We start from the raw sequence: 12,023 nt of genomic DNA on the forward strand, positions 1-12,023 counted from the left end.
ATTGTTGGTGCAGCTTAATTATTATCGGTTTGGGGAATAGTGCGTTTAAATTCTTCAATCAACTCATCGAGTTCTTCTAAAGCTTGATTCACATCCACTCTCAAAATTCCCAGGTTGGGTTGTTCTAGAAGGCTCAGTAGATACTCGCGTTTACTTGCAACGGCTGCAATCCGTTCTTTGAGAGTCTGTAGATCCATTTTTGCTCATCCTTATACTATGTCTAAGTTTCAATGTAACTGATATCAGTAGCGATCGCCCGTATGTTGCCCAGTCTGTGCTGCTAAAACAGACTACCCCAAAGTTCTGCATTCAGCCAACCGCACGCGATAGGCTTCTGCCGCCACTAATTTCGGTATACAGAGGCTAAACGATGCTTTTTACTCGCTATTGTGATGGTCAAAAGTCCCCTAATAGTCTCGGCTAAATCTAGATTTAGCTGTTCTTTTACCTTTCTCAAAATATTCGCACATCCATTGAGATCCGCGTTGACCTTGATACCTTTGGATGTGACAAAAAGACCTCTGAACACTCGCTTGCCTGACGACTTCCACCCTTCTGGCTTGTTGCCAAATACAGGTACAATGTCGCCATCCAAAAAGCTAGATTGGCTAGTGTAACTTTCCTCAGTCTCTACAAAGTTAATACTGTAACTTTGACAAAGTTGAGCTATTCTCCCTTTTAATTTTGCAGTAGGTATCTGCACGAAAGTTTGATTATTTTGAGAGCCTATATTTATACCATTTTTATTGCCTTTGTTCCAGCCAAAAACAATATTACCAATCCTGTGACTAATACAGTAGTTAATTACAATTCTTGCTGCTTTGTTAACAGCATCCCTCATCTGACGATTTCGCTTTTCTGTAATGTGAGCTAATCGTTCACTCCAAAATCCCTGGGGTTTACCTTCTTTCAATTTAGATACTATTTTGTTGTACCACTGGTTTAGACTTTTAAGTTTTCGCCCATCCACAATGAAGCTTGTTCCTAGATTGGAAACACAGGTTAACCAATTAGTTACACCAGGGTCAATGCCAAGGGCTAGTTTTGAATCTAGTTTTACTGAAACAGGCTTAATTTTGTATGCAAGCTCCGCGTAAAAGCAGCCATTGCGGGGGAGTATTCTTAACTCCTTGATCTCCTCAAACTTAATATTGGACGGCATTGTAATTAAAAAATTCTTTATGCCAAACCAGCGATTAACAGTTAATCCTAGTGGGATTTGAATTTGATTATCTACCAGCTTTAATGCTTGCTTTGGGTAGCTAACAACTGACAAACCTCCTTTCTTTCTGTATTTTGGTGATTTTGGCTTATCTTCTAGCTCGCCCTTACGATACTTGTTATCAAGTTCATAGAAAGACTTAAAACTTTCTCTGACGGATAGCAAAGCTTGTTGTGCAACCTGTGAGTGTAGCACTTGGTAGTGAGGGTTAGTTTTGTACTCATTAATTAAGTCGAACTTACCCAAATAACCATGACACTTAAACCAAATCTGCCTGCCATAGTAAATTGCACAGTTGGTCAGTTTATTTGATTCAGAACAAATGAACTCTAGTATTGCTTTTAATTCCTTGTCTGGAGAAAGCAATACTTGTTGGCATCCGTACATTTTACTTGTCATTCAAGAGCGAATGATAGTACAGTAATATTGTTTTGATATTATTGTCACGTATGAAAAAGAAATCTTTACCTGTGTACTTAGATGAGGTTGAAAAAGAAAAATTAGAAAAAATAGCAGCTAATTGGGGAGTCAGTTTGTCTTCTGCGGTCAAAAGATTGATTAGAGAAAAAGATGTTTGACTGGCTCTTTAAAACCAGCAAGAGTGCTTTTCATCCCCTGGAAGACAGCACGAAAGGCGCAACTGCGTTGCTGTTTCTCAGGGGTTTTCAAGCTAACCTTTATAATAAAAATTGATGTGTTAAGAATTTATACTATCCTCAAATCATGTTAGGCAAACTTTCTTTGGGAACCCTAGGTTTAAGCGTCGGCAGCATATTGGTGATTATCGGCTTTATTGCTTACGCTGCTGACAACGCCACACTCAATCTCGTGGGATTTTTTTACGGCTTTCCTTTACTGCTGGGAGGTTTAGCACTCAAAGCTAACGAACTCAAGCCCATCCCCTTCAGTCAACCAACAACACCCCCGGTTTTACTCTTACGTCAGCAGCAAGCCACTGTAACTCAAAATAAAATCCGTAAAGATGTAACTCGATATTGCTATGGGCAGAATGCTCATTTAGATGGCGCACTGACTTATCTGGGTTTAAGTCCCACAGATGAAGAACGGCCAACACTGACGGGTTTACGAGAAACGGAAATTAATGGTGCTTATGCTTTAATTTTAGAATTTGATTCGCCATTAATACCCATCAGCAATTGGCAACAAAAACAAGAAAAAATGACTAAATATTTTGGGCCGGGAGTAGATGTTAAAATCACAGCAGTAGATGATAGTCAAATTGAATTAGGACTGATTACCACACCAGCAGCTTAATTCCCTGTTAGTCCATAGTCAACAGTCAACAGTCAGTTACTAATGACTATTGACTAATGACTATTAACACAATTATTTTTCTAACCGCACTGCATACCACTGCAAATATTTGCCAACACCAACATCCAACTCGCAACTTGTATCTATTAAATGTTGGGCTTGCTCCTCCACAGAATTAAATTGTTGTAACTCTAGTGGTAAATCATTAACAGCGATTTTTTGGAGTTCCTCCTTGAGTTTGTCTAATAATTCGGCTGCCGTAAAAAACTGTTCTGGTTGATTGGTTTCTAAAACCACAAAATTATCCTGTTGGTACATTAATGGATCTGGCATAGGTAAAACTTATTTATTAGTAAATGACCATTTTTGTAGTTTAGTATATTTCTCACTCCAGAAACATTTATCAGAGTTGTAGACAACCTAGAAATTTGTCTACTAAATGACATAGCTTGGGGTGACGCTACTGGAATTAATTGCGTAATTATCAAGTAAAATTAGTGTTGAATAAGTTACATTTTATAAGAATATTTACTTAAATTTTGCCTTCGTTGATAAAGATTTGGTGAATTACAGCAATTTTACGGAAATCAACCGGAAAAATAACTTAACATAAAGTAATGTTAGTAACATGGTAATAGTTTTATAAAATCAATGTAATTAACCAAAAATGTTGAGCTAATCACTTTGTTTTCACTCGTTTGACTAAGCTTTGCGCTAACAAGCGAGATTTGGTCTGGACTGGCTTTTAAGTATAATTTAGTGATAAAGTTATTTTGCAGTTTAGTAACTTAAGTCACTAAATTAATCAATAAACCAGCCTTGCCTATGATGGTTTACGGAAAATAACAATTAAAATATGTGATTTGAGGGGTATAAATGTAATATGAATGAGGTTGACTATAAATCAATCAACAGGTAAGAATGCCCTGTAGTTTCTCTAGGATTTGATAACGCAAACTAATAAAATTATGTTGGTTTTATTAGCAAAAATTAAGTTGAAATTAGTAAATCATTTGTGTTGTTTCTGCCAATTGGTTTCAACGATACCTAAATCAGTCACTATAGGCGATCGCACCAGTTCAATTGACAGGCTATCAGAATTATTCAACCAGAAAATTACTGAGTATTTTCATGGATTTCACTGAAAATATGTACCTAATTTCTTGACAAAAACTTTAATGAATTAATGATATAAACTTTAAAATACTTATCAGAAATTTTGCTGACATCTGATGTAGTTAAGTAGCAATATTTTCATATATTTGCTCATTTTCAAGACTCTGTTAATTTTGGTGGGACGCAACTCATGTCAGGCATAAGCCCATATTCTATTCCTAAAAAACCTCCTGTAGTTTTGGTGGCTGATGATGACAATACCATCCGAAAAATGTTGCGTACAATAATGGAACAAGAAGGCTATCGAGTAGTTGAAGTAACAAATGGTAAACAGTGTTTAGATGCTTATAAAATTGTCAAACCAGATATAGTCTTACTAGATGCTGTGATGCCGGAAATGGATGGCTTTACTTGCTGTCAGGAACTACTCCAAATAGCTAGGAATAACTTAATCTCATCTCTGGCAAATCTGGATACTGAGTCTGGTTTGGGTAGTACAGTCATCTCCAAAATATGGGAACGCACACCTATATTGATGATTACCAGCTTAAATGATGAGGAATCTGTAGATCGTGCTTTTGCAGCAGGTGCAACAGATTATGTGACTAAACCAATTAACTGGGCTGTGTTGCGTCAACGCTTACGCCGACTGTTACAACAAGCACAAATTTATAAACAGTTAGAAGAAGCAAACTTAGCTTTGCAGCAGCTTGCTAACGTGGATGGTTTGACGAACTTGGCTAATCGTCGTCGTTTTGACAATTATCTGAATACCCAGTGGATTAACCTAGCACAAGAAGAAGCACCGATGTCGCTAATTTTGTGTGATCTCGACTTTTTTAAATTTTATAATGATCAATACGGACATCCGGCTGGTGATGTTTGTTTACAAAAAGTAGGTACTGTTTTAAGTAATAAAGCAGAAAAACATCGGGATTTGGTAGCGCGTTATGGCGGAGAAGAATTTGCTGTGATTATGCCATATACCCACTCAGCCGGAGCAGTTCACGTTGCTAGTTCTATGCACACTGGCGTTAGCAATTTACGCCTTATCCATGAAAAATCTACTGTTAGCCAGTACGTCACCCTGAGTATGGGAGTAGCTACTATCATACCCAGTTGGAAATCTGCTCCTTCAGATTTAATTGCCGCAGCAGATAAAGCTCTTTATGAAGCAAAAGCCCAAGGGCGTAATCGCATTTGTCAGTTCTCTGTTGAATATTGAAGTTTGACAGCAGTCTCTAAAATATCCGGTAATTTTAGTCTGATTTAGTGCTTATTTTACTAGGCTGGATAGGTGGCTGGATGGGTGACTGTACTTTTGTCCAAAAATAATGTTTTAATAAAACTCTTGTAAATGTCTCTGTAGAAAGGTATCACCTACACACGTAGACAATTACTATTAGTTTTTACTAATTCTTGCAGAACTTCATAACTATTTACAGATGAAAAAACATTTACCTCGCACAACAATATTATTATCTACCTGCGCTCTGTTAATCACAGCCTGTGGTGGTAACTCTACAAATAATTCTCCAACTAACGCCACAAATACAACCAACACATCTGCGGCTATTCCCATTGGTATCGCTGTCGCCCAAACCAGTAATGTGGCGTTACTGGGACAAGAACAAGTAGCGGGAGCTAAAATAGCAGAAAAATATTTTAATGATAAAGGTGGCGTTAATGGTACACCCATTAAATTAGTATTTCAAGACACGGCTGGAGATGAAGCCGGAACAATTAATGCTTTTCAAAGTTTAATTAATAGAGATAAAGTTGTGGGTATTGTCGGCCCTACTTTATCCCAACAAGCCTTTAGTGCCAACCCTGTCGCCGAACGTGCTAAAGTTCCAGTGTTAGGGCCATCAAATACGGCTCAAGGTATACCAGAAATCGGTGATTATATTGCCCGTGTATCTGCACCTGTTTCTGTAGTTGCACCTAATTCTGTGAAAGCTGCACTCAAACAAAATACTAACATTAAAAAAGTCGCTGTTTTCTTTGCTCAAAATGACGCATTTAGCAAGTCAGAAACCGAAATTTTTCAAAAAACTGTAAAAGAGCAAGGTTTAGAATTAGTCACAGTGCAGAAGTTTCAAACCACTGATACTGATTTTCAAAGCCAAGCTACCAATGCCATTAATTTAAAACCCGATTTAGTAATTATTTCTGGGTTAGCCGCAGATGGTGGTAACTTAGTTAGACAATTGCGAGAACTAGGTTATAAAGGTTTAATTGTCGGGGGAAATGGGCTAAATACTTCTAATGTATTCCCAGTTTGTAAAGCTTTGTGTGATGGGGTGTTAATTGCTCAAGCTTACAGCCCAGAACATCCTGGTGAAGTTAACGCCGCTTTTCGCCAAGCTTATGTAGATGAATTTAAAAAAGAACCTCCCCAATTTAGCGCGCAAGCTTTTGCAGCCGTGCAGGTGTATGTAGATGCTCTCAAAGCGTTAGATAATCAGAGTAAAGTCAATACATTACAGTTACCTCAATTGCGAACAGAATTAAATAAGCAATTGCTGGCTGGTAAATATAATACACCATTAGGAGAAATTAGTTTTACTCCTGTGGGTGAGGTGGTACAGAAAGATTTTTATGTCGCCCAAATTAAAATGGAAAAGGATGGAAATCAGGGTAAGTTTGCATTTTTGAAATAGTTGCTATGGTGACGATTCAAGGAATAATTGAAAGTTAGGTTTTTGTAGAGACGGCGATTTATCACGTCTCTCTCAGGGTTAAAATGGATTTGACAAAGCACTCTAATTTAATTGATGAATTTTTATAGGCTAAGGGCTAGAGCCGCTTACTACAAACAAATGAAAAATCAAGGAATTTCATGGATGTTAGTGTATTTTTACAACAACTGTTGAATGGTTTATCTATTGGCAGTGTTTATGCAATTTTTGCCTTGGGTTATACGTTGGTGTATTCGATTTTGGGAATTATCAACTTAGCTCATGGGGCAATTTTTACGCTGGGTGCATATTTTACCTATGCACTCATGGGTGGTACTTTTGGATTTAATGGTTTGTTAGCTAATGCAAAGCTACCGCTAAATTTACCGTTTGCTATTGCTTTAATTATTGGCAGTAGTTTGGCTGGTTTGGTGGGGGTAGGAATGGAACGCATCGCTTTTAAACCTTTGCGGGTGAAAGGTTCTGATCCTTTGCTAACGGTGGTGTCTAGCTTAGGGGTAGCGGTGGTAATTGTGAATTTAATTCAATATTTGGTAGGTGCAGAAAGTTATACATTTCCTGCTAATACTTTTGGGAATTTACCACCAGCAATTAATTTTGGGAGTGCGGCGAAACCAATTCCTATTCGGAGTGTGCAGGTGATTATTTTTGTGGTGTCGATGGTAATTGTGGCTATCCTCACCTACTTTATTAATCGCACGAAATACGGAAAAGCGATGCAAGCGATCGCAGAAGATGCAACTACTGCTAGTTTATTAGGTATCAATAGCGATCGCTTCATTGTCTTCACATTTTTTATCAGCAGTTTTCTGGCTGGGGTAGCAGGTACTTTGGTAGCTTCTAGCGTTAGTATAGCAGGCCCTTATTTTGGTATCGCCTTTGGGTTGCGGGGTTTGGCGGTAATTGTTTTAGGTGGTTTAGGAAGTATTCCCGGTGCGGTGCTGGGGGGTTTACTCATTGGTGTAGTGGAAGCCCTAGTTCCGGCGGAATTCTCTGGGTATAAAGACGCTGTAGCTTTTGGCATTTTATTTGTCATGCTATTAGTTAGACCCCAAGGTTTACTAGGTCGTAAGTTTGTCCAAAAAGTGTAAAACTGTGAATAGTAAATAAAAAATGGCTGAATTTTTCTCTACCTACGGCTCGCTAATTGTCTCAATGGTATTAGGAGCATTACTCGGACTATCACTGTATTTACCATTAATGGCTGGACAATTATCTTTAGCCAGTCCTGGATTTTATGCTTTAGGTGGTTATATTGCGGCGATTTTATCAACCAAAGTTTTTACAGCCAGTAGTGATTTATTCCCGATTCATTTCTTGTTATTAGAAATGTTAATTGCTGGGGTAATTTCTGGTTTATTGGGGATAGCTGTCGGAATTCCCGCCTTAAGGTTGCGAGGAATTTATTTAGCAATAGCTACAATTGCATTTGTAGAAATTTTGCGCGTTCTTTCCCTGAATTTAGAAATTACAGGCGGTGCGGTGGGAATTTTCGCTATCCCTCAACCTTTCTCAACCCAAATCGAATATTTATGGATTGCCTTACCATTACTATTAATTAGTATGGTGCTATTTTATCGTTTGGAACGAGTAAGAGTTGGTAGAGCCTTCACAGCTATTCGCGAAGATGAATTAGCAGCCGGAGCAATGGGAATTAATCCCACTTATTATAAAGTTTTAGCCTTTACGTTGGGGTCAATTTTAGCCGGAGTTGTCGGTGCAGTTAGCGCGCACTTTCTTAACACTTGGAATGCACGACAAGGTACATTTGACGCTAGTATTATTTACTTGACTTTTGTGTTAATTGGTGGTTCAAGAACTTTTTTAGGTGCGGTCGTAGGTGGTATGCTATTTACAGCCTTACCAGAGGTTTTACGTGGTTTAGCTGATACTGGTGGTTTACCTGATTGGTTAGCGCAATTTCTCCGGGATGGTAGATTGATTATTTTTGGTTTGTTGATAGTCATCGGGACTATTTTCTTCCCTCAAGGTTTGATAACTCCTGATATTTTTAAAATCGGTAAAGCTAAAAGTAAATAAAGTCATATCTTGCTCCATTCTCAATAAGTTTAAGGTGGGCATTGCCAATAACGTAAAACTAAAGGTTTGAGCAAATTGCCAGCAATGCCCACCCTACAAAAAATGTTATCAAGATGTGTATCAACCTGAAATATTAGAAACTATATGCAATTTTAACGATGTCCCAAACTATCACGACAGATAAAAACCAAGGTATTTTAACAGCCCAGTCATTGACTCGCCGTTTTGGTGGGTTGGTGGCGGTAAATAATGTATCTTTTACTGTGAATAAATATGAAATTTTTGGGTTAATTGGCCCTAATGGTGCTGGTAAAACTACACTATTTAATTTAATTACTGCTTTAATTCCGCCTTCTAGCGGAGAATTAATTTATCAAGGTAAAGCAATTTCTCAATTGCGTTCTCATCAAATTGCCAATTTAGGTATTGCTCGGACTTTTCAAAATATTCGCTTGTTTGGGGAATTATCAGCTTTAGAAAATGTGATAATTGCCAGACATTTACATACTAATAGTAATATAATAACAGGGGTTTTCGGCTTACCACCAGCACCGCAAGAAGAAGCGAAAAGTAGACAGAAAGCGTTAGAATTATTAGAGATGGTGGGATTAAGCGATCGCGCCGATGAAAAAGCTCGAAATTTTGCCTATGGTGATCAACGTCGCTTAGAAATTGCACGGGCGTTAGCGTTGGAACCGCAAATATTACTCCTGGATGAACCTGCGGCGGGGATGAATCCCAGTGAGAAATTACAGCTTAGTGATTTTATTCGGGATTTGCGCGATCGCTTGAATTTAACTATCATTTTAATTGAGCATCATGTCCCCTTAGTCATGGGCTTATGTGACCGAATTGCCGTCTTAGATTTTGGACAATTGATAGCTTTGGGTGAACCATCCGTAGTGAGAAATGACCCGGCTGTAATTGACGCTTATTTAGGTAATGAATAAGCGTTGCAATTAAATATAAAATGTGGGATGGGCCGCACAGCCCGTCAACAGGCTAGAAGCCTGTTCCACTCTCTAACAATTAATTAAGCCTACTTACTTAATATATTTCACTTATTAATAATATTTTCCACCGCAACAGTAACATTTGGGAATGCAAGCGGTTGAATTGTTCCGGTTAAAAATGTTTGTTTTGTCGCATATTCTCCATCTAAGATGTCTCGAAATATAATTAAGTGGAGTTTTTGCAAATTCACAACCCAATATTCTAAAATACCTGCTTGGGCATAAATTTTACTTTTTATCTCTAAATCTTTGTCTAAACTAGAGTTAGCATACTCAATCACCCAGAAAATATTTTCAGGATAGGGGTGATGTTCTCGATACTCCCGTCCTAAACGTTGGACAATGGCTATATCCGGTTCAGGTTCGGAATCATTGGGTAAGGTGATAGGTTTGGCTTGACGTATGGTAGCTAAGTCACCTAACAAACTGCTGAGATAGTTTGCTGCTTCATGGCTACAGTAAGCGTGGGGTTCTCCTTCTGGGGACATTTCAATGATTTCTCCTGTCAGTAGTTCAACTTGGCGATCACTTAAAATCCCAGCCTCAATCATGCGATGATATTCTTCAACCGTCCACTTGGCGATAATCATAGTCATGGCGATTGATTCCTCTCAATGACTCTGGATATTTTCTCATTTTAAACTTACTGCAAAAACCTGATATTGATGTATGTTAGGTTTTGTGTAATTATTTAATTTTTCTTAAACGCCGATGAACGCCGATGAACGCCGATATGATGATGGGCAAGATTTTGTAATTTTAGAGGTACAGAACCTTGATGTTAATTATGGCGGGATTCAAGCCCTGAAAAAGATTAATTTAACTATTAAAAAGGGTGAGGTTGTTACTTTAATCGGTGCTAATGGTGCAGGTAAAACTACAACACTAAGAGCCATATCTAAAATTGTTAATTCTCTGAATGGGCAAATTATTTATAATGGGCGTAATATTACCCGTCGTCAACCTCATGAGGTGGTGAAGTTAGGGTTGGCTCATTGTCCTGAAGGACGGCGAGTTTTAGCGAAGCAAACAGTTTTAGATAATTTAGTTTTGGGTGCTTATATTCGCTCGAATCAAGCGGAAATTAAAGCTGATATTCAACAACAATTTGAGTTATTTCCCAGGTTAGCACAACGCCGCCATCAATTAGCAGGAACTCTTAGTGGTGGTGAGCAACAAATGTTAGCGATCGCCCGTGCTTTAATGAGTAGACCTCAACTATTATTATTAGATGAGCCGAGTTTGGGTTTAGCACCTGCAATTGTGCGGGAAATCTTCGCAATTATTGAAAATTTGCGGGCTACAGGTGTGACTATTTTATTAGTTGAACAAAATGCTAATTTAGCTTTACAAATTGCTGATAGAGGTTATGTTTTAGAAGCTGGTTCTATTACTTTAACTGGTGCAGCTTCAGATTTAATTAATGATGAGAGGGTGAAACAAGCTTATTTAGGATAATTATTTGTGAGAAGTTTTTACAAAATATTGTTATTATCGCCTCAATCTTTCTAACCTAACCCCCATAGCCTCCCTTCCCTACAAGGGAAGGGGGGAATATGTAGAGACGTTGCATGCAACGTCTCTACATTATTTCAATTACTTGTCCTGTATTTTTTGTGAATTTATTAATTCGTTTATTAGAGTCATTTTAGGGCAATCAATATGCAGAGATTTATCAAAATAATCAGTAAAACTGTGAGCAACCATAAAGACGCAAATGTAAACTTGAAAATAGTATATTCTATCTCTTAAGTAGGTAACGCCAATATAGTCTAACCTCCTGCCCTATGCCTCCTGTGTGGGTTGTTTTACCCACAAATCAATCTAACTATTACGAAAGGTTACAAAATTTGTCCTATATTGGGTTTGCACCCGTCTTGTTGGGTGTCTATCTGTGTGTAGATGCGAATGGAATTCGCTTAAATTAAAAAACCCATGAGTCAAATAATTTGGATCGCAAGACACGCCAACCGTCTCGACTTTGTAAATCCTGATTGGTTTCTCACCGCAGAACGACGCTACGATCCTCCTCTGTCTGAAGATGGTTTTATACAAGCCAAGCAGCTAGCTAGGCGGTTAAAAGACGAAAAAATCACCCATATTTTTGCTTCTCCCTTTCTGCGAACGGTACAAACAGCCAACGCTGTCGCAGAAGTTTTAGATTTGCCGATTAAACTAGAAACAGGGTTGAGTGAATGGCTAAATCCTGAATGGATGACGGAAGAACCAGAAAAACTTTCCACTCCAGCCCTAGCAGAATTATTCCCCAGAATTGATACTAGCTATACACCCCGCATTGCTGCTAAGTATCCCGAAACTCACGAACAAGTACGCGCCCGTTCAGGACAAACTGCCAGATGCTTGGCCAATGAGTTCTTCCCTCATGATATTTTGCTAGTAGCACACGGCGCGTCTGTACTAGGGGGCGCAATGGGTTTAGTCGGGGAAATCGCTAAATCTGAAGTCAAAGCTTCTTTATGTTCTGTAGTTAAAGTGGTACGTCGCGATCCCGAATGGTTGCTAGAACTAAAGGGAGACACTTCTCATTTAACCCAGATAGAGGAAGTTATTCGATTTGCTTGAAATGGGGACTGGGGACAAATCAATTCAAAATTCAAAATACCCTACGGGAAGGCAAGCCTACAAAATTCAAAA

General features: G+C 38.4%; 13 protein-coding genes. 9 read left to right on the forward strand and 4 right to left on the reverse strand.

Annotated elements, in window-relative coordinates; genetic code table 11:
* Nucleotides 1-14: 14 nt before the first annotated feature.
* On the reverse strand, nucleotides 15-197 hold the full coding sequence (locus tag A3775_RS11815; protein ID WP_066379837.1) for a hypothetical protein: 183 nt from the start codon (nucleotides 195-197) through the stop codon (nucleotides 15-17).
* Nucleotides 198-343: 146 nt separating this feature from the next.
* Nucleotides 344-1,621, reverse strand: coding sequence for an RNA-guided endonuclease TnpB family protein (locus A3775_RS11820; protein ID WP_197480137.1), 1,278 nt, complete (start codon nucleotides 1,619-1,621; stop codon nucleotides 344-346).
* Between the two features lie 50 nt (nucleotides 1,622-1,671).
* Here A3775_RS11820 and A3775_RS11825 point away from each other — a divergent pair, with 50 nt between their 5' ends.
* Both A3775_RS11825 and A3775_RS11830 read left to right on the forward strand, forming a co-directional pair.
* Nucleotides 1,672-1,800 (forward strand): ribbon-helix-helix protein, CopG family, encoded by a 129-nt coding sequence (locus A3775_RS11825; protein WP_066379832.1) that lies wholly within the window; start codon nucleotides 1,672-1,674, stop codon nucleotides 1,798-1,800.
* Nucleotides 1,801-1,945: 145 nt separating this feature from the next.
* Nucleotides 1,946-2,497, forward strand: coding sequence for a DUF2854 domain-containing protein (locus tag A3775_RS11830; RefSeq protein ID WP_066379829.1), 552 nt, complete (start codon nucleotides 1,946-1,948; stop codon nucleotides 2,495-2,497).
* Nucleotides 2,498-2,569: 72 nt separating this feature from the next.
* Here A3775_RS11830 and A3775_RS11835 read toward each other — a convergent pair whose 3' ends face one another.
* A complete protein-coding gene (locus tag A3775_RS11835; RefSeq protein ID WP_066379826.1) occupies nucleotides 2,570-2,830 on the reverse strand; it encodes a chlororespiratory reduction protein 7 in 261 nt (86 codons plus the stop codon).
* A 973-nt stretch (nucleotides 2,831-3,803) separates the two neighbouring features.
* On the opposite strand from A3775_RS11835, the gene A3775_RS11840 reads away from it, so the two are divergent.
* From A3775_RS11840 to A3775_RS11860, 5 genes are all read left to right on the forward strand, one after another.
* Nucleotides 3,804-4,838: a PleD family two-component system response regulator gene (locus tag A3775_RS11840; protein ID WP_066379824.1), complete on the forward strand. Its 1,035-nt coding sequence runs from the start codon at nucleotides 3,804-3,806 to the stop codon at nucleotides 4,836-4,838.
* A gap of 220 nt (nucleotides 4,839-5,058) precedes the next feature.
* Nucleotides 5,059-6,276: an ABC transporter substrate-binding protein gene (locus A3775_RS11845; protein WP_066379821.1), complete on the forward strand. Its 1,218-nt coding sequence runs from the start codon at nucleotides 5,059-5,061 to the stop codon at nucleotides 6,274-6,276.
* Between the two features lie 179 nt (nucleotides 6,277-6,455).
* Nucleotides 6,456-7,406: a branched-chain amino acid ABC transporter permease gene (locus A3775_RS11850; RefSeq protein WP_066379818.1), complete on the forward strand. Its 951-nt coding sequence runs from the start codon at nucleotides 6,456-6,458 to the stop codon at nucleotides 7,404-7,406.
* A gap of 22 nt (nucleotides 7,407-7,428) precedes the next feature.
* Entirely contained in the window at nucleotides 7,429-8,355 is a 927-nt protein-coding gene (locus A3775_RS11855) for a branched-chain amino acid ABC transporter permease (RefSeq protein WP_066379811.1), read from the forward strand.
* Between the two features lie 158 nt (nucleotides 8,356-8,513).
* Nucleotides 8,514-9,305, forward strand: a complete 792-nt coding sequence (locus A3775_RS11860; RefSeq protein WP_066379809.1) for an ABC transporter ATP-binding protein — start codon at nucleotides 8,514-8,516, stop codon at nucleotides 9,303-9,305.
* Between the two features lie 107 nt (nucleotides 9,306-9,412).
* Here A3775_RS11860 and A3775_RS11865 read toward each other — a convergent pair whose 3' ends face one another.
* Complete coding sequence (locus A3775_RS11865; RefSeq protein WP_066379806.1) at nucleotides 9,413-9,964, reverse strand: Uma2 family endonuclease; 552 nt, start codon at nucleotides 9,962-9,964, stop codon at nucleotides 9,413-9,415.
* A gap of 115 nt (nucleotides 9,965-10,079) precedes the next feature.
* On the opposite strand from A3775_RS11865, the gene A3775_RS11870 reads away from it, so the two are divergent.
* Nucleotides 10,080-10,826 carry an ABC transporter ATP-binding protein gene (locus A3775_RS11870; RefSeq protein WP_066379803.1) on the forward strand — a complete coding sequence of 249 codons (747 nt, stop codon included), beginning with the start codon at nucleotides 10,080-10,082 and terminating at the stop codon, nucleotides 10,824-10,826.
* A gap of 477 nt (nucleotides 10,827-11,303) precedes the next feature.
* Complete coding sequence (locus A3775_RS11875; RefSeq protein ID WP_066379800.1) at nucleotides 11,304-11,951, forward strand: histidine phosphatase family protein; 648 nt, start codon at nucleotides 11,304-11,306, stop codon at nucleotides 11,949-11,951.
* Nucleotides 11,952-12,023 lie beyond the last annotated feature (72 nt).

It is taken from the genome of Anabaena sp. 4-3 (genome assembly GCF_001597745.1).
Classification (GTDB): domain Bacteria; phylum Cyanobacteriota; class Cyanobacteriia; order Cyanobacteriales; family Nostocaceae; genus Trichormus.